Origin of the sequence: Streptomyces sp. NPDC037389 (assembly GCF_040636475.1) — a bacterium.
In the GTDB taxonomy this organism is placed as follows: Bacteria; Actinomycetota; Actinomycetes; order Streptomycetales; family Streptomycetaceae; genus Streptomyces; species Streptomyces hesseae.
The window spans coordinates 373,689-398,944 of record NZ_JBEZUS010000003.1; the positions used below are offsets into that span (position 1 = coordinate 373,689).

The following is a 25,256-nucleotide window of genomic DNA, read 5'->3' on the forward strand; positions in this document are numbered from 1 at the left end:
TCCGAGCGCCGCTTCCGGGCGTCGTCGAGCGAAAATTTAGTAGGACGTCCTAGTAAATTCTCGCGCAAGAACGCCCCGGACACAAGGGACGTGTCCGGGGCGCGCCGAGGTGCCGAGCAGTGGGGGCGGTGGCGTCAGGCCCGTACGGGACCGTCCGCCTCGTCCGTGACGACCGGCTCCAGCTCGCGGGAGACCTTGCGCTCGACCACGAACGCGGCACCCGGGATGGTGCCGGCGATCAGCACCCACACCAGCTTGCCGAACGGCCAGCGGGCCTTGGAGCCCATGTCGAAGGCGAAGACGAGGTAGAGGACGTACAGCCAGCCGTGCGCGATGGCCACGACCCGGGTCGGGCCCGCGGCGCCGTCCATGTCCAGCAGGTACTTGGCAATGACGCCGATCGTCAGGAGGACCAGGAGGACACCGGTGACGTACGCCATCACGCGGTAGCGGGTCAGCACGCTCTTCTTCATGCAGGCGAGCGTAACGGTATGTTCCGGGGCGATCTTCGCCGCCCCGCCCTACGCGTTCTCGTCGGCGGCGACGTCGCCGCCCTCCCCCGTGAACTCGTCCGTGAAGTCGTCCGCCGCCACCCGCAGCGGCCGCAACACCCGGAAGATCTCCGCGCACTCCTCGGCGTCGTACGCGCCGAGCCCGAAGTCCATCGCCATCAGGTCCCGGGTGGCCGCGTCGACGACCTCGCGGCCCTTGTCGGTGATCGAGGCGAGCGTGCCCCGGCCGTCGTTGGGATTGGGGCGCTTGTCCACGAGACCGGCCGTGACCAGCCGGTCCACGGTGTTGGTGACCGACGTCGGGTGGACCATCAGCCGCTCGCCGATCTTCGACATCGGCAGCTCGCCCGCCTTGGAGAAGGTCAGCAGCACCAGTGCCTCGTAGCGCGCGAAGGTCAGCCCGTACGGCTTGACGACCCCGTCGACCTGGCCCAGCAGGATCTGGTGGGCCCGCATGATCGAGGTGATCGCGGCCATGGACGGCACGGACCCCCAGCGCCGCTTCCAGAGCTCGTCGGCGCGGGCGATGGGATCGAAGGGGAGGCTGAGCGGCTTCGGCACGGCATCGAGCGTACCCGTCGGCCCCGCCCCGGCCGGGCCTGTTCCGGATTCCGGACATCCCCGGTCAGAACCGGGCCGGCACGCAGGTCGCGCGTTACGCCGCGTCCACCGCCTCGCGCACCAGCTGCACCGCCGACTTCAGGCTCAGCCCGGGCTCGGCCCGGCGCAACGCCCGTACCGCGTGGACCTCCTGCTCCCGGGGGTCCACGCCGGCCGCGGCGAGGATGCCGCGCGTCCACTCGGCCCGGATCTCGCGCTCGGGGCGGGCGGCGTGGAGCGCGATCAGCCCGGCGGCCCGCTCCAAGCCCGGCCGCTCGGCCTCGCCCGCCGTCTCCAGCGCCTCGCGCACGGCGTCGGCCACGGCCTGCGAGTCGCGCAGCACGACGACGCCGAGATCCGTGGCCGTGGTCTTGTCCTTGTTCCTGCCGAACACCCGGTCCCCCTCGTTCGTTCTTGATCAGCGAGATCGTACGACCTGGCGGACGACCGCCGTGACGGCCACCGTCCCGACGAGCCCGGACCCGGCGACCACCATGTGCACGGGCGCGAACTCGGCCGCCGCGCCCGCCAGGGCCATGCCGAGGCCCTGGACGGTCATCGTCCCGGCCGACAGCACCGTCATGGCGCGGCCGCGCAGTTCCTCGGGCACGGCGGCGATGAACCACTGGTCCGCGCCCAGCGTGTACGCCGTGCCCGCCCCGGCCACCGCCGCCAGCAGCAGCGACCAGCCGAGCGAGGGCCGCAGCGCGTACAGCAGGAACGGCAGGAGCATCGCGGCCGCCAGCGGCAGCGCGATCCCCTCCCGCGTGCGCGGCCGGAGCAGGGCCCCGGCGAGCACCTCGCCGGTGATGGCGCCGACCGGCATGGCGCAGAGCAGCAGCCCGGTGGCCGTGGCTCCGGCGCCGAGGTCGTGCGCGTAGGGCGCGGCGAGGGACTCGGGGGTGACGAGGAAGAACGGGGGGATCCAGGAGAGCAGGATCAGGGCGCGTATCCGGCGGTGCGCGAACAGCTCGCGTATCCCGGCCAGGGAGGCCGTCATCAACCCGCCTCCGCCCGCGCCGGAACGGGCGGAACGGGCGGGGCGCCGCCGGGTGCCGAGGCGCAGCAGCGCGGCCGAGGCGAGGAAGCCGATGGCCGTGGCGACGAGCGCGGTCCGGGGCGCGACGACCGTCAGCAGCACTCCGCCGGCCGCGAAGCCGACGAGCTGGGCGCCCTGCGCGACGACGCGCAGCAGCGAACGTCCCAGGACGAAGAGGTCGCCCTCGCCGAGGATGTCGCCGAGCGTCGCGGCCCGCGTCCCGGCGAAGACGGGCGCGACGGCGGCGTTGAGGCACCGCAGGGCGAGCAGCGCGGCCACGGGTGTGCCGGGCAGCGCCATGGCGACGGCACCGGCGGCGCACAGCAGATCGCAGGTGACGAGGACGCGACGGGCGGGACGCCGGTCGGCGATCCCGGCCAGCAGGGTGCCGCCGAGGACGTACGGCAGGAACCCGAGCGCGAACGTGAGCGCGCTGAGCAGCGGCGAGCCGGTCATCCGGTACACGAGGACGGACAGCGCGATCTCGCCGACGACGATGCCGAGCAGGGACAGCGTGTGCGCGGCGAAGACGGCGCGGAACTCGGGGACGGCGAAGACCGCATGGTAAGGGGAGCGCGGAGGAGCGCTGGACGTCGTGGACATGCCCAACAGCGTGCTCAGGGCACTGCGGCCCCCTCTAGTCTTTCGGCCTCAGCCGAAAGAAAGGACACGGCGTGCCGTTCCACATGCGCTTCGAGGCGGACGACCTGTTGCGCTGCCGGTTCGGCGTCTCCCCGCTGTGGGAGACCCATCAGGCCCTCTACACGCTGCTGCGGCCGCGTCGGCACGTGTACCACCTGCCGTGGCTGCGGCGGATGCGGGAGCCGCTGGCGTCGCTCGACATCTCGTGGCTGTCCCTGGTGGTCCCGGACCGGGGCTACCACCCCGATTTCCTGTGCCCTCCGCCGAGCGGCCCGCTGGACTCGTTCGAGGACGAGCTGGCGCGCGTACGGGCCACCGACCCGGCCCGGGTGCGCGAGGAGCTCGCGCGCTCGCTGGCCGACACACCGGGGGCGGCGGACTCCACGCGGGGCCGGACGATGCTGGCCGACCCGGCGGGCGCGGTGCGCGAACTGACGGCGGCCCTGGAACGGGCGTGGCGCACCGTCCTCGCCCCGGACTGGCCGAGGCTCCGCGCGCTGCTGGACGCGGACGTCGCCTTCCACGCGCGGCGCCTCGCCGAGGGCGGCCTGGAACGCCTCTTCTCCGACCTTCACCCGTCGCTGACCTGGGCGGACGACACCTTGACGATCAAGCGGCGCGACCACCACAGCCGTCGGCTGGACGGCCGGGGCCTGATGCTCGTCCCCAGCGTCTTCACCTGGCCGGAGGTGATCGGCGGCTTCGACCCACCGTGGCAGGCGACGCTGGTCTACCCGGCGCGCGGCATCGGCGGCCTCTGGCACTCCCCGCCCCCGGCGGCCCCGGACGACGCCCTCACCCGCCTCCTCGGCCCCAACCGCGCCGCCCTCCTCACCACCCTCGACGAGCCCTCCTCCACCACGGCCCTCGCCGACCGCCACGGCTTGGCCCTCTCCTCGGTCTCGTCCCACCTCCGCGTCCTCCGCGACGCGGGCCTCCTGACCTCCCGCCGCGAGGGCCACCGCGTGCTGTACGAACGCACGCCACTGGGGACGGCGCTGCTGGGGGGGTGAGCCTTGCGGGGCCCCGGCCTCACTTGTCGTAGCGCGCCAGGCCCTCCGTGGTGATCTTCACCCCGAGACCGGACAGCTCGGCGTCCTCGCCGTAGAGGCCATGCCGCCTCGCCTGGAACTCGCCGTCCCGAGGCAGGGTGCAGAGGGTCCAGCTGCCATTGCGCGGATCGATGAGCAGGTAGGCGGGAATCCCCGCGTCGGCGTACCAGCCGACCAGCTCTCGGGTGTCCTTGGTGCTGTTGCCCTTGGACACGACCTCCACCACGAGCTCGACGTCGCCCGGATCAGCCAGCCAGTCGTCCGAGTCCGCGAAGCCCGCGTCGCACACGAGCAGGTCCGGGGTGGTGTAGTCGTCCGGATCGCCGGGCATGGGCACCGAGGCGACTTGGAAGAGCCTCAGCCGCTCAGGCAGCGTCAGTCGCAACTGGTCGTAGAGATTGTTGATGATTCCGGCTTGCTTGCCCGTAAGCCTGGGCGCCAACACCAGGACACCGTGGATGATCTCAGCCCGCGGGCCCGTGGCCGCCTCAGCGGCCTCGGCCGCTCTGCGCAGCAGGGTCATGCCACGTTCGGCGTCGGCGAGAGTCACGGAGGTGACCGTACCGGCGGCACACCCGCCCGGCCCGGAAAACAGAAACGCCCTCCCCCGCAAGGGGAAGGGCGTCCAACGGTTCGGTGGACCCGCCGGTCAGGACGACAGGTACCGCTCCACCGTCTCCACCTTCGACGTCAGTCCGTCCGTAACCCCCGGCCGGATGTCGGCCTTGAGGACGAGCGAGACGCGGCCGCAGCGGGCCTCGACCGCGGCGACGGCGCGCTTGACGACGTCCATGACCTCGTCCCACTCGCCCTCGACGGAGGTGAACATCGCGTCCGTACGGTTCGGCAGTCCGGACTCGCGGACGACGCGGACGGCGTCGGCGACGTATTCGCCGACGTCCTCGCCGACGCCGAGCGGCGTCACGGAGAAGGCGACGATCATGCGTTGATCACGCTTTCCTTGCGGGCGCGGGCGGCGATGACCGTGGCCTCGGCCTCGCGGCGGAGCATGCGGTCGGCGAAGAAGCCGCCGGTCGGCAGGACGGAGAGGACGAAGTAGAGGGCGGCGGTCTTCAGCTCCCACTTGGTGCGCGACCAGGCGTCGATCCAGAAGACGACGTAGATGATGAAGAGGATGCCGTGGACGGCGCCCATCACCGGCACCGCGTTGAAGTCGGTGGTCCGCTTGAGCACCGAGCAGAGCATCAGGAGAAGGAAGGAAACACCCTCCGGCACCGATACCAGGCGGAGCCGACGCAGGGCGGAGGCGGTCTTGAGGTCCACGGGGCACACCTTCGGTCGCTAGTGGCGGGACGGTCACAGCTTGTGATGGCGTTCACAAGCCGCTCCATTGTCGCAGTACTGCAACGGATCAATGGCTCGGGGTCCGTTCCGGGCGTTCCGAGGGCCCTGGGGCCTGTTGGAGCCGTATGTCCGCCCGCTAGCGTCGGGGCGTGGCTCAGTTTCGGCTCCACGGGAGCAAAGTCCTCGCCGTCGACATGACGGGGGACGCGGTCAAGGCCAAGAACGGCTCGATGGTCGCGTACGAGGGCGAGATGGCATTCAAGAAGATGACGGGTGGCGGTGACGGCCTGCGCGGCATGGTCACGCGCCGGCTCACCGGTGAACAGATGGAAGTGATGGAGGTGAAAGGACACGGCACCTGCTACTTCGCCGACCGGGCGAGCGAGATCAATCTCGTCGCGCTGCGCGGGGAGACCCTCTACGTCGAGTCGAGCAACCTCCTGTGCACCGACTCCGCCCTCCGTACCGGCACCACCTTCACCGGTCTGCGCGGCGCCTCGCAGGGCAACGGCCTGTTCACCACCACCGTGGAGGGCACGGGCCAGGCGGCGATCCTCTCCGACGGCACGGCGATCGTGCTGCGCGTGACCCCGCAGATGCCCCTCCAGGTCGACCCGGGCGCGTACATCGCGCACACCGGCCGGCTCAAGCAGCACTTCCAGTCGGGCGTCAATTTCCGCACCTTCATCGGCGAGGGCTCCGGCGAGGCGTTCCAGATCCGCTTCGAGGGCGACGGGCTCGTCTACGTCCAGCCCAGCGAGCGCAACACCGTCGGGGGTGACCTCTGATGCCCTTCCGGCTTCTCAATTCACGCATGGTCGAGGCCCAGGTGATCCCCGGGCAGCGGCTGTTCAGCCAGCGCGGCGCGATGCTCGCCTACAAGGGCGACGTCTCCTTCACCCCCAGCATCACCGGCGGCCAGGGCGGCGTCATGGGGATGATCGGCCGCCGGATCGCCAACGAGGCCACGCCGCTGATGTCCGTGGAGGGCAGCGGCACGGTGATGTTCGGCCACGGCGGGCACCACGTCCACGTCATCGAGCTCACCGGCGACACCCTCTACGTCGAGGCCGACCGGCTGCTCGCCTTCGACGGCACCCTTCAGCAGGGCACGATGTTCATGGGGTCCCAGGGCGGCGTGATGGGCATGGTGCGCGGCCAGGTGACCGGGCAGGGCCTGTTCACCACCACCCTCAAGGGGCACGGCGCGGTCGCCGTGATGGCCCACGGCGGCTTCATCGAGCTGCCGATCACCGGCGGGCGGCCGGTCGTCGTCGACCCGCAGGCCTATGTCGCCCACCGCGGCGAGGTCCGCAACAAGCTGTCGGCCGCGCTCGGCTGGCGCGAGGTCGTCGGCCGCGGCAGCGGCGAGGCCTTCCGGCTCGAACTGTCGGGCCAGGGCACGGTGTACGTCCAGGCGTCGGAGGAGAAGCTGTGACCAGCCCCGTCATCCACGACGCGTCGACTCTCCCGAGCAACGACAACGTCAACTCCTACACCTTCAGCGTCGACCTCAAGGGGCAGTGGTTCCTCCAGAAGGGGAAGATGATCGCCTACTACGGGCAGATCAACTTCCATGGCATCGGCCACGGCCCCCTCGACCGGCTGATCGCCGGCAGCTTCCACTCCCCCCTCCACGCGGCGGACTGGGTCGTCGCCGAGGGCCACGGCAAGATGCTGCTCGCGGACCGCTCCTTCGACGTCAACTCCTACGACCTCGAGGACGGCAATCTCACCGTTCGCTCCGGCAATCTGCTGGCCTTCGAGCCCTCGCTCTCGCTCAAGCAGTCGATCATCCCGGGCTTTCTCACCCTGATCGGCACGGGGAAGTTCGTGGCCGCGTCCAACGGCCCGGTCGTCTTCGTCGAGCCCCCGATCCGCGTCGACCCACAGGCCCTGGTGGGCTGGGCCGACTGCCCGTCCCCCTGTCACCACTACGACCACCAGTACCTCAAGGGCGTCATGGGCGGCGTCCGGAGGCTGACGGGGCTGGGCGGCGCGTCCGGCGAGGAGCACCAGTTCGAGTTCGTCGGCTCGGGCACGGTGCTGCTCCAGTCCACCGAACAGCTGATGGCCGAGATCGCCACCGGCGACGGACCGCCCGACGAGGCGGGTATCCCCCATGGCACCTCCGGGAATCAGTCAATGTCCCCGCGTTTGCCGGGCCAGCTGGGCGACCTCCAACGCCGCTTCGGGCTGTGAGCGGTACCCTGCGGAGTGTGACGGGTCGAACAAACGACCTCCCGCACCACCCGTCACACCGTACCTTCATTAGTTAATCTTTCAACTTCTTAGGTAGACTCCCTCTATGGACACCGAGAACGGCACCCGCTGGCTCAGCGACGAGGAGCAGGCCGCCTGGCGTGCCCACCTGTACGTGAGCCGACTGCTGATGCACCAGCTCGAACGGGACCTCCAGCCGTTCGGCCTCACCAACAACGACTACGAGATCCTGGTCAACCTCTCGGAGTCGAAGGACCACCGGATGCGGATGAGCGACCTCGCGACCGCCACGCTCCAGTCGAAGAGCCGCCTGTCCCACCAGATCACCCGCATGGAGAACGCCGGCCTGGTCCGTCGCGTCAACTGCGAGTCCGACCGGCGGGGCCTCTTCGCGGTCCTCACCGACCACGGCTGGAAAACCATGCGCGAGGTCGCCCCGCACCATGTGGCGTCGGTGCGCGAGCACTTCATCGACCTGCTCTCGCCGGAGGAGCTCAAGGCGCTCCACGACTCCCTGGCCCCGGTCGCCAAGCACCTGCGCGGCACGCGCGGCAAGTAGCACGCGGCAAGTAGTCAGCGGGCCGTTCCGGCAGCGTGGGTCTCACGCTCTCCAGGAGGAGAGCGTGAGACCCACGCTGCCATGGCTTGGCGGAGGCGGAGTCAGCCCGCCGTCAGCCCCGCCACCAGTTCGTCCGCCGCCGCGTACGGGTCCAGCGCCCCGCCGACGACCCGCTCCGCGAGCGCGCCCAGGCGCCGGTCGCCGCTCAGGTCGCCGATGCGCTCGCGCAGCGCCGTGACAGCGATGGCCTCCACCTCATGGGCCGCGCGGCGGAGGCGGCGCTCGGTGAGAACGTCCCGTTCCGCCATCCACGCGTGGTGCTTCTCCAGCGCCTCGACGAGCTCGTCGGTGCCCTCGTTCCGCGCGGCGACCGTCTTCACGATCGGGGGCCGCCAGTCCCCGGGGGCGCGGGACTCGCCCAGGCCCAGCATGTGGTTGAGCTCGCGGGCCGTGGCGTCGGCGCCGTCGCGGTCGGCCTTGTTGACCACGTAGACGTCGCCGATTTCGAGGATGCCGGCCTTGGCGGCCTGAATGCCGTCGCCCATCCCGGGGGCGAGCAGCACCACCGACGTGTCCGCCTGGGAGGCGATCTCCACCTCCGACTGGCCGACGCCCACCGTCTCCACCAGGATCACCTCGCACCCCGCCGCGTCCAGGACGCGGATGGCCTGCGGGGCGGCCCAGGCGAGGCCGCCCAGGTGGCCGCGGGTTGCCATGGAGCGGATGTAGACGCCGGGGTCGGAGGCGTGCTCGGACATCCGGACGCGGTCGCCGAGCAGCGCGCCGCCGGAGAACGGCGAGGAGGGGTCCACCGCCAGGACGCCCACCCGCCTGCCCTGCCGGCGGTACGCGCTCACCAGCGCGGACGTCGACGTGGACTTGCCGACGCCCGGGGAGCCCGTCAGGCCCACCACATACGCGCCGCCGGTCAGCGGGGCGAGCGCCGCCATGACCTCGCGGAGCTGCGGTGACGCCCCCTCCACCAGGGAGATCAGCCGGGCCACGGCACGCGGCCGCCCTTCCCGGGCCTGCTCGACCAGTGCGGGGACGTCCACCATCACGGCTCCCTCCTCGGGGGACCTGCCTCGGGCCTACCTCACTTGTTGTTGCCCGGCACCCGGAGGATCAGGGCGTCGCCCTGACCGCCGCCGCCGCACAGCGCGGCGGCGCCCACGCCACCGCCCCGGCGCTTGAGCTCCAGCGCGAGGTGGAGCACGATCCGGGCGCCGGACATGCCGATGGGGTGGCCGAGCGCGATCGCTCCGCCGTTGACGTTCACCTTTTCAGGGGATACGCCCAGATCCTTCATGGACTGCACGGAGACCGCCGCGAAGGCCTCGTTGATCTCGATCAGGTCGAGGTCGTCGACGCCGATGCCCTCCTTGCGCAGGGCGTGCCGGATGGCGTTGGACGGCTGGGACTGGAGGGAGTTGTCGGGGCCGGCGACATTGCCATGGGCGCCGATCTCGGCGATCCAGTGGAGGCCCAGCTCCTCGGCCTTGGCCTTGCTCATCACGACCACGGCGGCGGCGCCGTCGGAGATCTGCGAGGCCGTACCCGCCGTGATCGTGCCGTCCTTGGCGAACGCGGGGCGCAGCTTGCCCAGCGACTCCACGGTGGTCTCGGCGCGGATGCCCTCGTCCTTGTTGAAGAGGACCGGGTCGCCCTTGCGCTGGGGGATCTCCACGGGGGTGATCTCGGCGTCGAAGAGGCCGTTCTTCTGGGCGGCGGCGGCGCGCTGGTGGGAGAGGGCGGCGATCTCGTCCTGCTCGGGGCGGCGGATGCCCAGGCGGGTGTTGTGCTTCTCGGTGGACTCGCCCATGGCGATGCCCTCGAAGGAGTCCGTCAGCCCGTCGTGGGCCATGACGTCGAGCATCTCGACCGCGCCGTACTTGTAGCCCTCGCGGGACTTGGGGAGCAGGTGCGGGGCGTTGGTCATGGACTCCTGGCCGCCGGCCACGACGACGTCGAACTCGCCCGCGCGGATGAGCTGGTCGGCCAGGGCGATGGCGTCGAGCCCGGAGAGGCAGACCTTGTTGATGGTGAGCGCCGGGACGGACATGGGGATGCCGGCCTTGACGGCGGCCTGGCGGGCGGGGATCTGGCCCGCGCCGGCCTGGAGCACCTGGCCCATGATCACGTACTGGACCTGGTCACCCCCTATCCCGGCCCGGTCCAGGGCGGCCTTGATGGCCACGGCGCCCAGTTCGGCGCCGGTGAAGCTGCGCAGCGAGCCCAGCAGGCGGCCCATCGGCGTGCGGGCGCCCGCCACGATGACGGAGGTCGTACCGGTTTTTCCGTTCGCACCAGACATTGGGCGCTGCCCCTTCGAGCGGAGAGGGATGTTAACGACGGTTCTCGTCGGTTCCCGTCAATGTACTGAGCGGTACTGCACCCGGTCACCCGGCGGAAGGTGTGATCGCGCGCACGTTGCGTAACCGCGCGCGCGGCGGTGCACTGGTACGCATGCTGACGCGAATCGACCACATCGGGATCGCCTGCTTCGACCTCGACAAGACTGTCGAGTTCTACCGTGCCACGTACGGCTTCGAGGTGTTCCACACCGAGGTCAACGAGGAGCAGGGCGTCCGCGAGGCGATGCTCAAAATCAACGGTACGTCGGACGGCGGCGCCTCCTACCTCCAGCTCCTGGAGGCCACCCGGGAGGACTCCCCCGTCGGCAAGTGGCTCGCGAAGAACGGCGAAGGCGTCCACCACATCGCGTTCGGCACCGCCGACGTGGACGCCGACGCGGCCGCCGTCAAGGACAAAGGCGTAAGGGTCCTCTACGACCAGCCGCGAACCGGATCGATGGGTTCCCGCATCACCTTCCTCCACCCCAAGGACTGTCACGGGGTGCTGACCGAACTGGTCACCTCGGCGCCTCCCGCGACGAAGGACCACTGACCCTCCCCTGCCCCGGCCGGTAGAGTGCAGGTTCGGCCGGGGCTCTCATGGGTCCGCCCATGGGTCCGGGCCGGGCTGTACCGATGATCTGACACCATTTCTTCGGAAGGGCGGGCTCCGGGTTCACCACCGACGCAGTACGGGGCCGGCCGCCGACGCGACACAGGGGACGGATGGACCGCGCTGTGCGGGGCTACGAGCGCCAGGAGAGTCAGCTGGAGGAAGCCGACCACCTCTCGAAGTTCGAGGCCGAGATGAAGCGGCTGACGACGGAGCGGGAGAAGGCGGTCCAGCACGCCGACGACCTCGGCTACCAGGTCGAGGTTCTGCGCGCCAAGCTTCACGAGGCGCGCCGCAATCTCGCCCACCGTCCCGCCTATGACTCGGCGGACATCGGCTACCAGGCCGAGCAGTTGCTCCGCAACGCCCAGGTTCAGGCCGAGCAGCTGCGCAGCGACGCCGAGCGCGAGGTGCGCGAGGCGCGGGCGCAGACGCAGCGGCTGCTCCAGGAGCAGGCCGAGCGGCAGGCCCGGATGGAGGCGGAGCTCCACGCCGAGGCGGTGGCCCGCCGTCAGCGCCTGGACGAGGAGCTGAACGACCGTCGGCGCACCGTCGAGTCGCACGTCAACGAGAACGTGGCCTGGGCCGAGCAGCTACGGGCCCGTACCGAGGCGCAGGCCCGTCGGCTGCTGGACGAGTCCCGGGCCGAGGCGGAGGCCTCGCTGACCGCCGCGCGCACCGAGGCCCAGCGGCTGACCGAGCAGGCCAGCGGCCGGCTCGGGGCGGCCGCCGAGGAGGCCCGTGCGGAAGCGGAAGCGATCCTGCGCCGGGCGCGCACGGACGCCGAGCGGCTGCTGACGGCCGCCTCCACGCAGGCGCAGGAAGCCACCGCCCACGCCGAGCAGGTGCGTACGGCCACGACGGCCGAGAGCGACCAGGCCCGGAGCTCCGCGGCCGAGCTGACGCGCACCGCCGAGGCGCGGGTGCAGGAGGCCGACACGGCCCTGCGCGAGGCGCGGGCCGAGGCCGAGAAGCTCGTCACGGAGGCGAAGGAGGCCGCGGCCCGGCGGCTGTCCGCCGCCGAGTCGGACAACGAGCAGCGCACGCGCACGGCGCGGGCGGAGATCGCCCGGCTGGTGAGCGAGGCGACGAAGGAGTCGGAGGCGCTGCGGGCCGAGGCCGAGCAGCTGCGGGCCGACGCGGTCGCCGAGGCGGAGCGGATGCGTACGGAGGCGGCCGCGGAGGCGCGCAGCGCCGTCGCCGAGGACTCCGCCGCCGCGCTGGCCAAGGCCGCCCGGACGGCCGAGGAGGTGCTGGCCAAGGCCACGGAGGACGCCCAGGCGGCGACGAAGGCCGCGGCCGCCGAGGCCGAGCGCATCCGCAAGGAGGCCGAGGCCGAGGCCGAGCGGCTGCGGGCCCAGGCGGCCGACACGGCCGAGCAGCTCAAGGGCGAGGCGAAGGACGACACCGCCGAGTACCGCGCGAAGACGGCCGAGCTCCAGGAGGAGGCGCGCCGGCTGCGGGCCGAGGCCGAGCAGCTGCGGGCCGACGCGGTCGCCGAGGGCGAGCGCATCCGCGGCGAGGCGCGCCGGGAGGCGCTCCAGCAGATCGAGGAGGCCGCGAAGACGGCCGAGGAGCTGCTGGGCAAGGCCAAGGCGGACGCCGAGGAGACCCGGAGCGGCGCGACCGCCGAGAGCGAGAAGACGCGGGCGGAGACGGCCGAGCGCGCCGCGACCCTGCGCAAGCAGGCCGAGGAGACCCTGGAGCGGGCCCGTACCGAGGCCGAGGAGATGGCCGAGGAGGCCGAGGACCACGCCGAGCGGGTCCGTTCCGAGGCCGCCGAGGCGGCGAAGGCGACGCGCGAGGAGGCCGAGCGCGCGGCCCAGGCACGGGCCGAGGAGGCCGCCGGCGAGCTGGAGCGGCTGCGGAGCGAGGCCGAGCAGCGGGTGGAGGCGGCGGAGACCGCCCTGCGCGAGGCGCGCGCGGAGGCGGAGAAGCTGCGCCGCGAGGCCGCGGAGGAGACCGAGCGGCAGCGTACGGAGGCCGCGGAGCGGGTGCGTACGGTCACCGCGCAGGCCGAGGCCGACGCCGAGCGGCTGCGCGGCGAGGCGACGGCCGAGGCGGCGGAGACCCGCGCCGAGGGCGAGGCCGCCGGCGCGCGGCTGCGCGAGGAGGCCGAGGCCGAGGCGGAGCGGCTGCGCACGGAGGCGCAGGAGGCCGCCGACCGGCTGCGCGGCGAGGCGAACGCCGCGGCCGAGCGGACGGCCGCGGAGGCCGCCGAGGCGCTGGCCGCCGCGCAGGAGGAGGCCGCCCGGCGACGCCGGGAGGCCGAGGAACTGCTCGGTGACGCCCGTACGGAGGCGCGGACCGAGCGCGAGGCGGCGCACGAGCAGAGCGAGGAGCTGCTGGCTTCGGCGCGCAAGCGGGTCGCCGAGGCGCAGGAGGAGGGCCGGCGCCTGGTCGAGGAGGCGGAGGCGCGGGCAGCTGAGCTCGTGGCCGCCGCCGAGCAGACCGCCCAGCAGGTGCGGGAGTCCGTGGCCGGGCTGCACGAGCAGGCCGAGGAGGAGATCGCCGGGCTGCGTTCGGCGGCCGAGCACAACGCCGAACGGACCGTCACCGACGCCCAGATCGAGGCGGACCGGGTCCGTGCCGACGCCTACGCCGAGCGGGAGCGCGCGGACGAGGACGCGGCCCGGACGCGGAGCGAGGCCAAGGCCGCCGCGGACGAGGTGCGGGCCGAGGCCGAGCGGCTGTCGGCCGAGGCGTCGCGGGCCCTGGACGAGGCCCGGGAGGCCGCGAACAAGCGGCGCGCCGAGGCCGCCGGGCAGGCGGACGAGCTGATCGCCGAGGCCACGGCCGAGGCGGAGAAGATGGCCACGGAGGCCACGCGCGCCCTGGACGAGGCGCGTGAGGCTGCGAACGCCCGGCGTACCGAGGCGGCCCTCCAGGCCGACGAGCTGATCTCCGAGGCGACCGCCGAGGCCGAGAAGATCGTCGCCGAGGCCGCGGAGCTGACCGAGACCGCGAAGGCCGACGCCGTCCGTTTCGAGGAGCGGGCGCGGGAGGCGGCGGACGCCCACCGCGCGGAGGCCGAGGCCGACGCCGACCGGCTGCGCGCCGAGGCCGCCCGTACCGTCGACGAGGCCCGGGAAGCGGCCAACAAGCGCCGTGCCGAGGCCGCCGGGCAGGCGGACAAGCTGATCGCCGAGGCCACGGCCGAGGCGGAGAAGATGGCCGCCGAGGCCGCCCGTACGGTCGAGGAGGCCCGCAAGGCCGCGGAGACCCACCGGGCCGAGGCGGCGGCGGACGCGGACCGGCTGATCGCCGAGGCCGCCGAGATGGTCGAGGCGGCGCGCGCGGAGGCGGCCCGTTTCGAGGAGCGGGCGCGGGAGGCGGCGGACGCCCACCGCGCCGAGGCCGAGGCCGACGCCGACCGGCTGCGCGCCGAGGCGGCGCGGACGGTCGACGAGGCCCGGGAGGCCGCGAACGCCCGCCGGGCGGAGGCCGCGCTCCAGGCCGACGAGCTGATCTCCGAGGCCGTCGCGGAGGCGGAGAAGCTGGCGGACGAGGCCACGCGGACGGTCGAGGAGGCCCGGGAGGCCGCCGACGCCGAGCGGGCCGGGGCTTCGGCGGACGCGGAGCGGCTGCGGGCCGCCGCGGCCGAGAAGAAGGCCAAGGCGGACGAGCAGGCGGACGCCGTGGTCGCCAAGGCGACGGCGGAGGCCGAGCGGCTGGTCGCGGACGCGTCCGCGAAGGCGCAGCAGATGCGTACCGACGCCTCCGACGCCCTGGCGTCGGCGGAGCAGGACGCGGCCCGGACGCGCGCCGAGGCCCGCGAGGACGCGAACAAGATCCGCGGCGAGGGCCGGGCGGAGGCGGAGCGGATCGTCAACGAGGCGGCCGAGCTGACGTCCTCCGCGCAGGACGACGCCGACCGGATCGTGGACAAGGCCCGTGAGGCGGCGAACGCCCGCCGGGCGGAGGCGGCCGAGCAGGCCGACGAGCTGATCGCCCAGGCCACGGCCGAGGCGGAGAAGATGGCCGCCGAGGCCGCCCGTACGGTCGAGGAGGCCGGCGAGGCCGCCGACGCGCATCTGTCCGAGGCCGTCGAGCAGGCCGACCGCGTCGTCTCCGAGGCGAACGCGGAGGCGGACCGGCTGCGCGCCGACGCCGACGCGGCGCTGGAGAACGCCCGCGCCGAGGCGACCCGGACCACCGACGAGGCCCGGGCGGCGGCGGGCACCCGCCGGGCGGAGGCGGCCGAGCAGGCGGACAAGCTGATCGCCGAGGCGACGGCCGAGGCCGAGCTGATGGCCGGCGAGGCCGCCGAGGCGCTGGCGGCCGCCCAGGAGAACGCCAACAGCACCCGTGCGGACTCCGCGCGGATCAAGGCGGACGCGGTCCAGGAGGCCGAGCGGCTGCGCGCGGAGGCGCGGGCCGAGGGCGAGCGGACCGTCGACCAGGCGCGGGACGCCGGGGCCAAGAGGCTCGCGGACGCCGCCGAGCAGGCGGACGCGCTGATCGCCAAGGCCCAGGAGGAGGCCGTGCTGTCGGCGACCGCCGCCGAGGAGCAGGCGGACGCCATGGTCGGCGCGGCCCGCAAGGAGGCCGACCGGATCGTCCAGGACGCCTCCAACGAGGGCAACGCGCTGGTGGAGCAGGCCCGTACGGACGCCAACACGATGCTCGCCGAGGCCCGTGGCGACGCCACGGCCATAAGGGACCGTGCCGACGAGCTGCGCGGCCGGATCGAGAGCGAGGTCGAGAAGCTCCACGAGCGGGCGCGCCGGGAGGCGGCCGAGGCGATGCAGTCGGCGGGCGAGCGCTGCGACAAGCTCGTCGCCGCCGCCACCGAGCAGCTGGCGAACGCCGAGGAGAAGGCGGAGAAGCTGCTCTCGGACGCCCAGAGCGAGGCCAGCAAGGTGCGGATCACCGCCGTGAAGAAGGCGGACGCGCTGATCAAGGAGTCGGAGCAGAAGAGGAACACCGCCGTACGCGAGGCCGACCGCCTGCGCACCGAGGCTCAGGAGGAGGCCGCACGCCTTCTGGAGGAAGGAAAGCGGGAGTTGGAGGTACTCGTCCGCCGTCGTGAGGACATTCAGGCGGAGATTTCCCGTGTCCAGGACGTGTTGGAGGCGTTGGAATCATTTGAGTCCCCGGGGGCGGGCGGCTCCAAGGACAGTGGGGTGAAGGCGACGGCCGGTTCCGGAGCTACTCGATCGGGTGGCAAGCAGGACCGAAAGTAGCCACTCAATCGAGGGGACATTTTCCGGATTCCCCAACTGTCTTAAACCATCTGCCGGATGACACGCCGCTCACGCCCCTAGGATTCCTCTATCACCTCACCGGTTCTCCAATGACAGGAACCCCATGAGCGACACTTCCTCCCCCTTCGGCTTCGAGTTGGTGCGGCGTGGATACGACCGCGGCCAGGTGGACGACCGCATTACAAAGCTCGTAGCGGACCGTGACAGCGCACTGACCCGGATCACCTCTCTGGAAAAGCGCATCGAGGAGCTCCACCTCGAGACGCAGAACGCTCAGGCCCAGATCAATGACGCGGAGCCGTCGTACGCGGGGCTCGGGGCGCGCGTCGAGAAGATCCTCCGGCTGGCCGAGGAAGAGGCCAAGGATCTGCGTGAGGAGGCCCGGCGCGCCGCCGAGCAGCACCGCGAGCTGGCCGAGTCGGCCGCCCAGCAGGTGCGCAACGACGCCGAGTCGTTCGCCGCGGACCGCAAGGCGAAGGCGGAGGACGAGGGCGCCCGGATCGTCGAGAAGGCGAAGGGCGACGCCGCCTCGCTGCGCGCCGAGGCGCAGAAGGACGCGCAGTCCAAGCGGGAGGAGGCCGACGCGCTCTTCGAGGAGACCCGCGCCAAGGCCGCCCAGGCCGCCGCCGACTTCGAGACCAACCTCGCCAAGCGCCGTGAGCAGTCCGAGCGCGACCTCGCCTCCCGCCAGGCCAAGGCGGAGAAGCGGCTGGCGGAGATCGAGCACCGCGCCGAGCAGCTGCGCCTGGAGGCGGAGAAGCTGCGCACGGACGCCGAGCGCCGGGCGCGCCAGACGGTGGAGACGGCCCAGCGCCAGGCCGAGGACATCGTGGCCGACGCCAACGCCAAGGCGGACCGTATCCGCAGCGAGTCCGAGCGGGAGCTGGCGGCGCTCACCAACCGCCGCGACAGCATCAACGCCCAGCTGACCAACGTCCGCGAGATGCTGGCCACCCTGACCGGTGCGGCGGTGGCCGCGGCCGGCGTCCCCGGCGACGACGAGCCGATCAGCCGGGGCGTGCCGGCGCAGCAGAGCCGCTGATCGGGTACCGCTTTACGCACGCTGTTCTACGCACGCTGTCGGGGGACCCTGTGCTCAGCGCGCCCTGTGCCGCCCGCCGGTGGTACAGGGCGCGTCGTGGTGCCCGGGGGACGTCTCCGGCTGCGGTGGCGGGGCCCGTCGGGCGCCCTTACCGTGGCTGAATGATCGAGCTCGAGGGGCTGACCAAGCACTACGGCGACGTCCGCGCCGTCGATCACCTCACGTTCACGGTCCGGCCCGGCATCGTCACGGGCTTTCTGGGCCCCAATGGCGCGGGCAAGTCGACGACCATGCGGATGATGCTCGACCTGGACAACCCGTCCGGTGGCACGGTCCGTATCGACGGCCGGCACTACCGGGAGCTGCGCGACCCCTTGCGGGTCGTCGGGGCCCTGCTGGACGCGAAGGCCATGCACGGCGGTCGCAGCGCCTACAACCACCTGCTGTGCCTGGCGCAGAGCAACGGCATCCCCCGGGCCCGGGTGCGGGAGGTCCTGGACACGGTCGGCCTCACCTCGGTGGCCGGGAAGCGGACCAAGGGTTTCTCGCTGGGCATGGGCCAGCGACTGGGCATCGCGGGGGCGCTGCTGGGCGATCCGCGGATCCTGATGTTCGACGAGCCGGTCAACGGCCTGGACCCCGAGGGCATCCACTGGATCCGCAATCTGATGAAGAGCCTCGCCACCCAGGGCCGTACGGTCTTCGTCTCCTCCCACCTGATGAGCGAAATGGCGCTGACCGCCGATCACCTGGTCGTCATCGGCCAGGGCAAGCTGCTCGCCGACACCAGCATGGCCGGCTTCATCAAGGAGAACTCCCGCTCCTACGTCCGGATGCGCTCCCCCGAGCAGGAGCGGCTGCGGGAGGTCCTGCGCGGTGCCGGGATCGACGTCACCCCCGGCGAGGAGGGGGCGCTGGAGGTCGAGGGCGAGGACGCGGCGCACCTGGGCGAGCTGGCCGCGCGGCACCGGATCACCCTCCACGAGCTGAGCCCGCAGTCGGCCTCGCTGGAGGAGGCGTTCATGCGGCTGACGGCCGGGTCGGTGGAGTATCACGCCCATGAGAACCACCGCCCGACGGAATCACCGGCGAAACCACCGACGGAATCACCGACGGAATCACCGGCGGAGCCCGGCGCGGGCTGGGGAACCGACTGGCGGAAGAAGGGATCCTGAACCATGGCGGTGGTGACGCAGGTCCTCCGGTCGGAATGGACGAAGATCAAATCCGTCCGGTCCACGGTGTGGACGCTCGGCCTCGCGATCGTGGTGACGGTCGCTCTGGGAGCGCTGATCAGCGCGCTCACCAAGAAGGACTTCGGCAATCTGTCCCCGAAAGACAAGATCGCTTTCGATCCCACGTTCATCAGCTTCGCCGGGATGGGCCTCGGTCAGCTCGCATTGATCGTTTTCGGTGTGCTCGTGGTGTCGAATGAATACAGCACGGGAATGATCCGCACCTCGCTCGCCGCCGTTCCCCAGCGCGCCACGTTTCTCTTCAGCAAGATCATTGTCGCGGCGCTGCTCGCATTCGCGGTCGGCATGGTCACGAGCTTTGTGGCGTTCTTCGTCGGCCAGGCGATGCTCGGCGACTACGGCGCCGCGCTGAGCGATCCCGGAGTACTGCGCGCGGTGATCGGCGGCGGTCTCTATATGACGCTGATCGCCGTCTTCTCGATGGGCGTCGCGACGATGCTGCGCAGCCCGATGCTCTCGCTGGGCATCCTCATGCCGTTCTTCTTCCTGATCTCCGCGATCCTCGGCAATGTCTCCGCGACGAAGAAGGTCGGGCAGTACCTGCCGGACCAGGCCGGGCAGAAGGTGATGCAGGTGATCACGGTGGGCAGCGACACGCCGTACGGGCCCTGGGGCGGCTTCACGATCATGGTGCTGTGGGTGGTCGCGGCGCTGACCGGCGGCTATGCGGTGCTGAGCCGGCGCGACGCGTAGCCCTCGGCCGGGCGGGGTCCCCCACCGCCCGTTTCGGGGAGGGGCGGGGATGGGGAGGGATGCGGGCATGACGCGGTGGACCCTGCGAGCCCTCGGGCTGGACGTCGTCCCCGCGCTGCGCCCGCTGACCTACCCCGGCCGCCCGGCCACCGAGCCCGCCCTGCTCACCGGCCCGGAACTGCTGCCGCTCACGCCAGGGGCCGGGCCGCTGGGCGACTGGCGGCCGGTCGGGCCGGACACCCCGCACGGACCGGATGGACCGCACGGACCGGATGGACCGGATGGACCGGACCGACCCGGCAGATCGTCGCTGGACGACGCCCTGGCCGCCCTCGGCCGGGATCCCGCCGACCGGCGCCACCCGGTGCTGGCCGTCGGCTCCAACGCCTCCCCCGCCCAGCTGGCCCACAAGTTCGCCACCGCCGGCCTGTCCGCCGCGGTGCCGTTGGTGCCGGTGCGGGTGGGCGGCGTCGCCGTGGGCTGCTCGGGGCACATCGGGCGGCACGGCTATGTGGCGGCCGCGCCGTACGCCGCGCCCGGGGCGCGGACCACGCTGGTCGCCGGCTGGCTGGACGGCGAGCAGCTGACGGCCGTCGACGCCACGGAGTTCAACTACCGGCGGGTGCTGCTGCCCGGCGACCGTTTCCCCGTGACCCTGCCGTCCGGGGAGCGGCTGCGGGGCGCGTATCTGTACGTCAGCAAATGGGGCGTCCTCACCGGCCCGCCGGCCGGCGGTCCTCACCGGCCGGGCGGCGGCGACCAGAGCACGCTGCTCGCCACGCTGCTGGCGGGCTCGGCACGGCTCCGCGCCCTGCTGGGGCCCGGCCCCCGCGATTGGGTCGAGCGCGCGGCGGCGGACCCGGAGGTCAGGGACGAGGGCACCCGGATCCTCGCCGAGGAGGGCTGGGTGGAGCGGGAGGCGGGCCTCCCGGCGCACGAGCCGGCGGGGCAGGGCGCCCTCACCTACGGCGACCTGCGCGAACGGCGGCCCGGCGGGACGGGCGACGCCCCCGGCGGAGCCGCCCGGGGCGTCCCGCTGTAACGCCCGGCACATCGGGAACCGTCAACGACTCGTCTATCCTCCTAACCTTTACGAGGGCTTTGCGCTTGTACAAAGTCGAACGAACCGAAGCGTGTCGTAGCTCCGAGGGGCTGAGAATGATCGAGGCAGTCGGCCTGACAAAGCGCTATGGCGCCAAGACGGCCGTACACAATCTGACGTTCCAGGTGCGGCCGGGTGCCGTCACCGGGTTCCTGGGACCGAACGGCTCCGGCAAGTCGACGACCATGCGCATGATCCTCGGCCTGGACCAGCCGACCGCCGGGTACGTCACGATCGGCGGGCACCCCTTCCACAAGCTGCCCAACGCGCCCCGCCAGGTGGGCGCCCTCCTCGACGCGAAGGCCGTGCACGGCGGCCGCAGCGCCCGCCACCACCTGCTGTCCCTCGCCCAGCTCGCGGGCATCCCGGCCCGTCGCGTGGACGAGGTCCTCGGCGTGGTCGGCCTCCAGGAGGTGGCGCGGAAGCGGTCCGGCGGCTTCTCCCTCGGCATGGGACAGCGCCTCGGCATCGCCGCGGCGCTGCTCGGCGACCCCCAGGTGCTGCTCTTCGACGAGCCCGTCAACGGACTGGATCCCGAGGGCATCCTCTGGGTCCGCAATCTGATGAAGCGGCTGGCGGCGGAGGGCCGCACGGTCTTCGTCTCCTCGCACCTGATGAGCGAGATGGCGCTGACCGCCGACCACCTGATCGTCATCGGGCGCGGCCAGCTGATGGCGGACATGAGCGTCAAGGACTTCATCGCCGCGAACTCCGCCGGCTTCGCGCGCGTCCGCACCCCCGACGACGACCGGGAGGCCCACGACCGGCTGAAGGAGGCGCTGGTCGCGGCCGGGGCGCACGTCCTGCCGGAGCCGGACGGCGCCCTGCGCGTCACCGGCCTGCCGCTCCCCCGCGTCAGCGACGTCGCGCACGGCGCGGACGTCCGTCTGTGGGAGCTCTCCCCGCACCAGGCCTCCCTGGAGGAGGCGTACATGCGGATGACGCAGGGCGCGGTCGACTACCGCTCGACGGCGGACCAGCGCTCGGGCTTCCAGGCCCCGACGCCGCAGCCGGGCCCCGCACAGCAGCTCCAGGCCGGCTGGGCGGAACAGGCCTACCCGGTCCTCCCGGGCGAACGCCCGAACCGGTACGGGACGCCGCCCGCGGCGAGCGCGCCGACGCAGCAGCCCACCGCCCCGGTCGCGGCGGCCGACGCCGACCCGACCAAGCGCGACAGCGAGGACGCCCGATGACCACCCCCCAGTCCCAGCCCGCGCCGCAGGCGCAGAGCACCCCGCAGTGGCCCGGCCAAAAGCCCCTCGGGGGCTACGTGTCGCCGATCCCGATCCGGAAGGCGACGCTCACCGACGCCCTCGCCGCCGAGTGGACGAAGATCCGGTCGATCCGGTCCACGGTGTGGACGCTCGGGACCATGGTGCTGCTCATCGTGGGAATAGGGCTGCTCGCCGCCTCCGTCGTCAGCGCGACGGACTCCACCGCGGCCACGCGGACCGATCAGACGCCCGTCCTCGTCCTCGGCATCTACGGCACGATGCTCTCCCTCATCTGCGTCATCACGCTCGGCGTGCTCACGATGTCGTCCGAGTACGGCACGGGGCTGATCCGGACCACCCTGACCGCCTGCCCGGACCGGGCACGGGTGCTGACGGCGAAGGCCGTCGTGTTCTTCCTGCTCACGCTCGTGACCACCACGGTCGCGACGACGCTGGTGGCCGTGGCCGCCGAGGGCATCGCCGGCCGGCTGGGCGCCGTGCCGACCGCCGGACAGTGGCTGAAGGCCACGGTCGGGGTGAGCCTGTTCATGTCGCTGGTCGGTGTGCTCGCACTCGCCGTCGGCGCGATGCTGCGCCACTCGGCGGGCGCGATCGCCGTGATGCTCGGCCTGGTGATGATGCCGCTGGTGCTGGCGATGTTCCTGGTGGCCTCGGATCTGAACGAGATCCGGTCGTGGCTGCTGGTCTACTCGATCCCCAACCAGCTGGGCGTCTTCTACGACGTCACGGCCGACAGCGGCCCCGGCGGCTGGGACCCGCTGTGGATCATGACGCTGGTGACCGGCGCCGCCCTGGGCGGCGCGTACCTCTCGATGGCCAAGCGGGACGCCTAGCGGGACGACTAGCGGGACGACTGAAGAGACCCCTCAGTACCCCTCGGTACCCCTCAGTACCTCGGCGCGTTACGGGACCGCTGGAGCCGCGCGCTCCGGCGGTCCCGCGCGTTCCAGCAGGCCTTGTGCCAGTGCCGCCGGTCGTCGACGCCGGCGCCGAAGCGCGGCCAGGCGACCAGGTGCGGCACCCCGGGCGGGATCTCCTGGTCGCAGCCCGGGCAGCGGTAGTGCTTGGCGGCCGCGCCGCCGCCGACGGCCCGGACCGTCCACTCCTCGCCCTGCCACTGCTCCGTGCTCTCCAGGCCGTAACGCTCGCCGCCCTCGGCGCGCGGGAACGGGCTCTGGCTGGCGGCGCCGCCTCGCGGGCGGTTTCGGCGCGGGGACACAGGGCACCTCGGCAGGAACTCGGCTACGGGTCGTGACCAGCCTACGCGCCATGGTCACCCGCCCGGCCCGGAGTCGCCCCGGCGCTATGGCGCTTGCGCTCCGATCATCATGAAAACTTCACGCGCAGCCGTACCTTCGGCACGTGTCAGCCGTTATTGCCACCAGGGGGATACCGCGTCGGTCGCTAGGAGGTACAAGAGCGATGCGCGTAGGAACGTTTGTCCTCGCCGCCCAGTTCCCGGGCCAGGGCCATGGCGAGGCGCTGTACCGGGCGGTCCGCTCGGCCGAGGTGGCCGAGGAGGCGGGGCTGGACGCGGTCTGGCTGGCGGAACACCACTTCGTGCCGTACGGGGTGTGCCCGTCGGCGGTCACCCTGGCCGCCCTGCTGCTCGGCCGCACCCGCTCCATCAAGGTCGGTACGGCCGTGAGCGTGCTGCCCACCACCCACCCCGTGGCGCTGGGCGAGCAGGCGGCGCTGCTCCATCTCACCTCCGGCGGACGGTTCGTGCTGGGCGTCGGCCGCGGCGGGCCGTGGGTCGACCTGGAGGTGTTCAACTCAGGCCTGGGGGCGTACGAAGAGGGGTTCCCGGAATCGCTCGAATTGCTGATGCGGTGGCTGCGGGAGCCCCGGGTCGGCTCGGCCGGGGAGCGGTTCGCCTTCCGGGAGGTCCCGGTCGTACCGCGCCCCGACGAACTCCTGGGCGCGGACGGGGACTCCACCGGCCCGGGAGTGATCGTCGCCTGCACCTCGCCCGCGAGCGTCCGGCTGGCGGCCGGGCACGGGCTGCCGATGCTGCTGGGGATGCACAGCACGGACGAGGAGAAGGCCGAGATGGTCGCCCTGTGGCGCAAGTGCGCGCTGGAGGCGGGGCGTTCACGGGAGGAGGTCGCGGCGGCCGGTCATGTGGCGGCGGGCGTCGTCCAGGTCGGGGACCGGCGGGACGAGGCGGCGGAGACGCTGCTGAAGGCCATGCCGGGCTGGTTCCACCACGGGCTCTCGGCGCATGTGACGGTCGACGGGCGGCAGCGCCGGATGCGGGACCCGCTGGCGTACACGGAACTGCTCTGCGATCTGCATCCGGTGGGCCCGCCCCGGCTGTGCGCCGACCGGCTGTCGGCCACCGCCGAGCGCACGGGCATCCGCCGCTTCGCGCTCCTGGCCGAGGGCTCCGGGGATCTGGCCGCCACCGAGGAGAACCTCCGCAGGCTGGGCTCGGACGTGCTGCCGCTGCTCGTCTGAGCCGCTCCCCGGTCGGTCCCGCCGGAGCTGCCGCTCCCCTTCGTTCGCACCTCCCCGCGCCCGGAGCGGCAGCACGGAACGCGTCAGCAGTCGCGGAGCTCCGGCGACTGGTTCAGCAGCTGGCCCCTGATCGAGGTGAAACGGGCCAGCCGCTCGTCCGCCGCGGGGGCCACCGGGAAGACCGCCACCCGGTGGCAGTTCTGGAACGCCAGGCGCACCCCGAAGTGGCGCTGAAGGGCACCGCGGATCGCGTCACTCGCCAGCGCGCGCAGCAGCTGGCCACGCGCCTGCTCGTCCGGCGGCGGCGTACGGTTGTCGGCGAACTCGCCGCCTTCGGCCGAGAGCCGGTCCACCAGGGAGCTGATCATCTCCCACGCGTAGGGCAGGGAGGTCCGGACGCAGTCGACGAACTCTGCTTCGTCGACCTCGCCTCGCTCGGCCTGTTCGAGGAGGGCCGGTGAGACGTCGAGCGACATGGGTTCTCCTCTCGCGACCCCCCGTGGGGGATCTCAGGGATGGGCGAGCGGACGACGACGCCCCGTGCCCGTACGGCGACCGCCCGGTTCAACGGTAATCCGGCCACTGCTGCCCCACCAGGAGAACACCGACAACTGGCCAAAGCCGTAGGGCCCCTTCCTGGGCGAATCGCGTGAAGTGGCAGGAGTCGAGTAGCGTGGCCCACCATGCGTCTCGTCATCGCCCGTTGCTCCGTGGACTACGCGGGCCGGCTCACCGCCCACCTGCCCTCCGCCCCCCGTCTGATCCTGGTCAAGGCGGACGGGAGCGTCAGCATCCACGCGGACGACCGGGCCTACAAGCCCCTGAACTGGATGTCGCCGCCGTGCACCCTGAAAGAGGGTGACGACAACGTGTGGACGGTGATCAACAAGGCGGGCGAGAAGCTGATCATCACCATGGAGGAGATCCTCCACGACTCGTCGCACGAGCTGGGCGTCGACCCGGGGCTGATCAAGGACGGTGTCGAGGCGCACCTCCAGGAGCTGCTGGCGGACCGCATCGAGACGCTCGGCGAGGGCTACACCCTGATCCGCCGCGAGTACCCGACGGCGATCGGCCCCGTGGACATCCTCTGCCGGGACGCCGAGGGCAACACGGTGGCCGTCGAGCTCAAGCGGCGCGGCGAGATCGACGGCGTGGAGCAGCTCACCCGCTATCTGGAGCTGCTCAACCGCGACCCGCACCTGGCTCCCGTGCGCGGCGTCTTCGCCGCCCAGGAGATCAAGCCCCAGGCGCGGGTGCTCGCCACGGACCGCGGCATCGGCTGCCTCGTGCTGGACTACGACGCGATGCGCGGCATCGAGGACGACAAGCTGCGGCTGTTCTGAGCCTCCTCACGTACAA

26 protein-coding genes are annotated in these 25,256 nt (G+C 72.3%); 15 read left to right on the forward strand and 11 right to left on the reverse strand.

Annotated elements, in window-relative coordinates; translation table 11 throughout:
* Positions 1 to 134: 134 nt before the first annotated feature.
* From AB0E98_RS08420 to AB0E98_RS08435, 4 genes are all read right to left on the reverse strand, one after another.
* On the reverse strand, positions 135 to 473 hold the full coding sequence (locus AB0E98_RS08420; RefSeq protein WP_361699966.1) for a DUF3817 domain-containing protein: 339 nt from the start codon (positions 471 to 473) through the stop codon (positions 135 to 137).
* 48 nt (positions 474 to 521) lie between these two features.
* On the reverse strand, positions 522 to 1,073 hold the full coding sequence (locus AB0E98_RS08425; RefSeq protein ID WP_361699969.1) for a MarR family transcriptional regulator: 552 nt from the start codon (positions 1,071 to 1,073) through the stop codon (positions 522 to 524).
* A gap of 94 nt (positions 1,074 to 1,167) precedes the next feature.
* The gene (locus tag AB0E98_RS08430) at positions 1,168 to 1,506 is read right to left on the reverse strand and encodes a hypothetical protein (protein ID WP_361699972.1); all 339 of its coding nucleotides are present in this window, start codon (positions 1,504 to 1,506) and stop codon (positions 1,168 to 1,170) included.
* Between the two features lie 24 nt (positions 1,507 to 1,530).
* Complete coding sequence (locus AB0E98_RS08435) at positions 1,531 to 2,754, reverse strand: MFS transporter (RefSeq protein WP_361699975.1); 1,224 nt, start codon at positions 2,752 to 2,754, stop codon at positions 1,531 to 1,533.
* A gap of 71 nt (positions 2,755 to 2,825) precedes the next feature.
* Between AB0E98_RS08435 and AB0E98_RS08440 the strand changes: the two genes are divergently transcribed.
* Entirely contained in the window at positions 2,826 to 3,806 is a 981-nt protein-coding gene (locus AB0E98_RS08440) for a DUF5937 family protein (protein ID WP_361699977.1), read from the forward strand.
* 19 nt (positions 3,807 to 3,825) lie between these two features.
* On the opposite strand, the gene AB0E98_RS08445 is transcribed toward AB0E98_RS08440, so the two are convergent.
* The 3 genes from AB0E98_RS08445 to AB0E98_RS08455 form a co-directional block, all read right to left on the reverse strand.
* A complete protein-coding gene (locus tag AB0E98_RS08445; RefSeq protein ID WP_361699980.1) occupies positions 3,826 to 4,395 on the reverse strand; it encodes a Uma2 family endonuclease in 570 nt (189 codons plus the stop codon).
* A 99-nt stretch (positions 4,396 to 4,494) separates the two neighbouring features.
* On the reverse strand, positions 4,495 to 4,788 hold the full coding sequence (locus AB0E98_RS08450; RefSeq protein ID WP_229348214.1) for an MTH1187 family thiamine-binding protein: 294 nt from the start codon (positions 4,786 to 4,788) through the stop codon (positions 4,495 to 4,497).
* Positions 4,785 to 5,129, reverse strand: coding sequence for a DUF3817 domain-containing protein (locus tag AB0E98_RS08455; protein WP_311611957.1), 345 nt, complete (start codon positions 5,127 to 5,129; stop codon positions 4,785 to 4,787). The genes AB0E98_RS08450 and AB0E98_RS08455 overlap by 4 nt, the downstream gene beginning before the upstream one ends.
* Positions 5,130 to 5,299: 170 nt before the next feature.
* Between AB0E98_RS08455 and AB0E98_RS08460 the strand changes: the two genes are divergently transcribed.
* The 4 genes from AB0E98_RS08460 (at position 5,300) to AB0E98_RS08475 (ending at position 7,932) form a co-directional block, all read left to right on the forward strand.
* Positions 5,300 to 5,938 (forward strand): AIM24 family protein, encoded by a 639-nt coding sequence (locus tag AB0E98_RS08460; protein WP_311611959.1) that lies wholly within the window; start codon positions 5,300 to 5,302, stop codon positions 5,936 to 5,938.
* Positions 5,938 to 6,588, forward strand: coding sequence for an AIM24 family protein (locus AB0E98_RS08465; protein ID WP_361699983.1), 651 nt, complete (start codon positions 5,938 to 5,940; stop codon positions 6,586 to 6,588). Before AB0E98_RS08460 ends, AB0E98_RS08465 begins: the two co-directional genes overlap by 1 nt.
* Positions 6,585 to 7,352, forward strand: coding sequence for an AIM24 family protein (locus AB0E98_RS08470; RefSeq protein ID WP_361699986.1), 768 nt, complete (start codon positions 6,585 to 6,587; stop codon positions 7,350 to 7,352). The genes AB0E98_RS08465 and AB0E98_RS08470 overlap by 4 nt, the downstream gene beginning before the upstream one ends.
* 106 nt (positions 7,353 to 7,458) lie before the next feature.
* Positions 7,459 to 7,932, forward strand: coding sequence for a MarR family transcriptional regulator (locus AB0E98_RS08475; protein WP_361699988.1), 474 nt, complete (start codon positions 7,459 to 7,461; stop codon positions 7,930 to 7,932).
* A 101-nt stretch (positions 7,933 to 8,033) separates the two neighbouring features.
* Here AB0E98_RS08475 and meaB read toward each other — a convergent pair whose 3' ends face one another.
* Positions 8,034 to 8,990 (reverse strand): methylmalonyl Co-A mutase-associated GTPase MeaB, encoded by a 957-nt coding sequence (meaB, locus tag AB0E98_RS08480; RefSeq protein WP_311611967.1) that lies wholly within the window; start codon positions 8,988 to 8,990, stop codon positions 8,034 to 8,036.
* Between the two features lie 38 nt (positions 8,991 to 9,028).
* Entirely contained in the window at positions 9,029 to 10,246 is a 1,218-nt protein-coding gene (locus tag AB0E98_RS08485; protein WP_361699990.1) for an acetyl-CoA C-acetyltransferase, read from the reverse strand.
* Positions 10,247 to 10,398: 152 nt separating this feature from the next.
* Here AB0E98_RS08485 and mce point away from each other — a divergent pair, with 152 nt between their 5' ends.
* From mce to AB0E98_RS08525, 8 genes are all read left to right on the forward strand, one after another.
* Positions 10,399 to 10,839, forward strand: a complete 441-nt coding sequence (gene mce / locus AB0E98_RS08490; RefSeq protein ID WP_361699993.1) for a methylmalonyl-CoA epimerase — start codon at positions 10,399 to 10,401, stop codon at positions 10,837 to 10,839.
* Between the two features lie 173 nt (positions 10,840 to 11,012).
* On the forward strand, positions 11,013 to 16,085 hold the full coding sequence (scy, locus tag AB0E98_RS08495) for a polarized growth protein Scy (RefSeq protein ID WP_361699995.1): 5,073 nt from the start codon (positions 11,013 to 11,015) through the stop codon (positions 16,083 to 16,085).
* Positions 16,086 to 16,209: 124 nt separating this feature from the next.
* The gene (locus tag AB0E98_RS08500; protein ID WP_311611975.1) at positions 16,210 to 17,148 is read left to right on the forward strand and encodes a cellulose-binding protein; all 939 of its coding nucleotides are present in this window, start codon (positions 16,210 to 16,212) and stop codon (positions 17,146 to 17,148) included.
* Positions 17,149 to 17,309: 161 nt separating this feature from the next.
* Complete coding sequence (locus AB0E98_RS08505) at positions 17,310 to 18,323, forward strand: ATP-binding cassette domain-containing protein (RefSeq protein ID WP_361699998.1); 1,014 nt, start codon at positions 17,310 to 17,312, stop codon at positions 18,321 to 18,323.
* Between the two features lie 3 nt (positions 18,324 to 18,326).
* Positions 18,327 to 19,097, forward strand: a complete 771-nt coding sequence (locus AB0E98_RS08510) for an ABC transporter permease (protein ID WP_361700001.1) — start codon at positions 18,327 to 18,329, stop codon at positions 19,095 to 19,097.
* Between the two features lie 67 nt (positions 19,098 to 19,164).
* Positions 19,165 to 20,139, forward strand: a complete 975-nt coding sequence (locus AB0E98_RS08515; RefSeq protein ID WP_361700003.1) for a hypothetical protein — start codon at positions 19,165 to 19,167, stop codon at positions 20,137 to 20,139.
* Positions 20,140 to 20,255: 116 nt separating this feature from the next.
* Positions 20,256 to 21,392, forward strand: a complete 1,137-nt coding sequence (locus AB0E98_RS08520) for an ABC transporter ATP-binding protein (RefSeq protein ID WP_361700006.1) — start codon at positions 20,256 to 20,258, stop codon at positions 21,390 to 21,392.
* Positions 21,389 to 22,267, forward strand: a complete 879-nt coding sequence (locus tag AB0E98_RS08525; RefSeq protein ID WP_361700009.1) for an ABC transporter permease — start codon at positions 21,389 to 21,391, stop codon at positions 22,265 to 22,267. Before AB0E98_RS08520 ends, AB0E98_RS08525 begins: the two co-directional genes overlap by 4 nt.
* A gap of 53 nt (positions 22,268 to 22,320) precedes the next feature.
* Here the strand turns inward: AB0E98_RS08525 and AB0E98_RS08530 are convergent, their stop codons facing one another.
* On the reverse strand, positions 22,321 to 22,653 hold the full coding sequence (locus AB0E98_RS08530; RefSeq protein WP_361700012.1) for an ATP/GTP-binding protein: 333 nt from the start codon (positions 22,651 to 22,653) through the stop codon (positions 22,321 to 22,323).
* A 203-nt stretch (positions 22,654 to 22,856) separates the two neighbouring features.
* Between AB0E98_RS08530 and AB0E98_RS08535 the strand changes: the two genes are divergently transcribed.
* On the forward strand, positions 22,857 to 23,894 hold the full coding sequence (locus AB0E98_RS08535) for an LLM class flavin-dependent oxidoreductase (RefSeq protein ID WP_361700014.1): 1,038 nt from the start codon (positions 22,857 to 22,859) through the stop codon (positions 23,892 to 23,894).
* A gap of 83 nt (positions 23,895 to 23,977) precedes the next feature.
* On the opposite strand, the gene AB0E98_RS08540 is transcribed toward AB0E98_RS08535, so the two are convergent.
* A complete protein-coding gene (locus AB0E98_RS08540; protein WP_361700017.1) occupies positions 23,978 to 24,370 on the reverse strand; it encodes an SCO5389 family protein in 393 nt (130 codons plus the stop codon).
* Between the two features lie 207 nt (positions 24,371 to 24,577).
* Here AB0E98_RS08540 and nucS point away from each other — a divergent pair, with 207 nt between their 5' ends.
* Positions 24,578 to 25,240: an endonuclease NucS gene (gene nucS / locus AB0E98_RS08545; RefSeq protein WP_311611990.1), complete on the forward strand. Its 663-nt coding sequence runs from the start codon at positions 24,578 to 24,580 to the stop codon at positions 25,238 to 25,240.
* Positions 25,241 to 25,256: the final 16 nt, after the last annotated feature.

Coding starts and splice junctions, on each gene's coding strand:
- AB0E98_RS08420 (WP_361699966.1), bottom strand. CDS start 473: ATGAAGAAGAGCGTGCTGACCCGCTACCGCGTGATGGCGTACGTCACC.
- AB0E98_RS08435 (WP_361699975.1), bottom strand. CDS start 2,754: ATGTCCACGACGTCCAGCGCTCCTCCGCGCTCCCCTTACCATGCGGTC.
- AB0E98_RS08450 (WP_229348214.1), bottom strand. CDS start 4,788: ATGATCGTCGCCTTCTCCGTGACGCCGCTCGGCGTCGGCGAGGACGTC.
- AB0E98_RS08465 (WP_361699983.1), top strand. CDS start 5,938: ATGCCCTTCCGGCTTCTCAATTCACGCATGGTCGAGGCCCAGGTGATC.
- AB0E98_RS08475 (WP_361699988.1), top strand. CDS start 7,459: ATGGACACCGAGAACGGCACCCGCTGGCTCAGCGACGAGGAGCAGGCC.
- meaB (WP_311611967.1), bottom strand. CDS start 8,990: ATGGTGGACGTCCCCGCACTGGTCGAGCAGGCCCGGGAAGGGCGGCCG.
- AB0E98_RS08485 (WP_361699990.1), bottom strand. CDS start 10,246: ATGTCTGGTGCGAACGGAAAAACCGGTACGACCTCCGTCATCGTGGCG.
- mce (WP_361699993.1), top strand. CDS start 10,399: ATGCTGACGCGAATCGACCACATCGGGATCGCCTGCTTCGACCTCGAC.
- scy (WP_361699995.1), top strand. CDS start 11,013: ATGGACCGCGCTGTGCGGGGCTACGAGCGCCAGGAGAGTCAGCTGGAG.
- AB0E98_RS08500 (WP_311611975.1), top strand. CDS start 16,210: ATGAGCGACACTTCCTCCCCCTTCGGCTTCGAGTTGGTGCGGCGTGGA.
- AB0E98_RS08505 (WP_361699998.1), top strand. CDS start 17,310: ATGATCGAGCTCGAGGGGCTGACCAAGCACTACGGCGACGTCCGCGCC.
- AB0E98_RS08510 (WP_361700001.1), top strand. CDS start 18,327: ATGGCGGTGGTGACGCAGGTCCTCCGGTCGGAATGGACGAAGATCAAA.
- AB0E98_RS08515 (WP_361700003.1), top strand. CDS start 19,165: ATGACGCGGTGGACCCTGCGAGCCCTCGGGCTGGACGTCGTCCCCGCG.
- AB0E98_RS08520 (WP_361700006.1), top strand. CDS start 20,256: ATGATCGAGGCAGTCGGCCTGACAAAGCGCTATGGCGCCAAGACGGCC.
- AB0E98_RS08525 (WP_361700009.1), top strand. CDS start 21,389: ATGACCACCCCCCAGTCCCAGCCCGCGCCGCAGGCGCAGAGCACCCCG.
- AB0E98_RS08535 (WP_361700014.1), top strand. CDS start 22,857: ATGCGCGTAGGAACGTTTGTCCTCGCCGCCCAGTTCCCGGGCCAGGGC.
- AB0E98_RS08540 (WP_361700017.1), bottom strand. CDS start 24,370: ATGTCGCTCGACGTCTCACCGGCCCTCCTCGAACAGGCCGAGCGAGGC.
- nucS (WP_311611990.1), top strand. CDS start 24,578: ATGCGTCTCGTCATCGCCCGTTGCTCCGTGGACTACGCGGGCCGGCTC.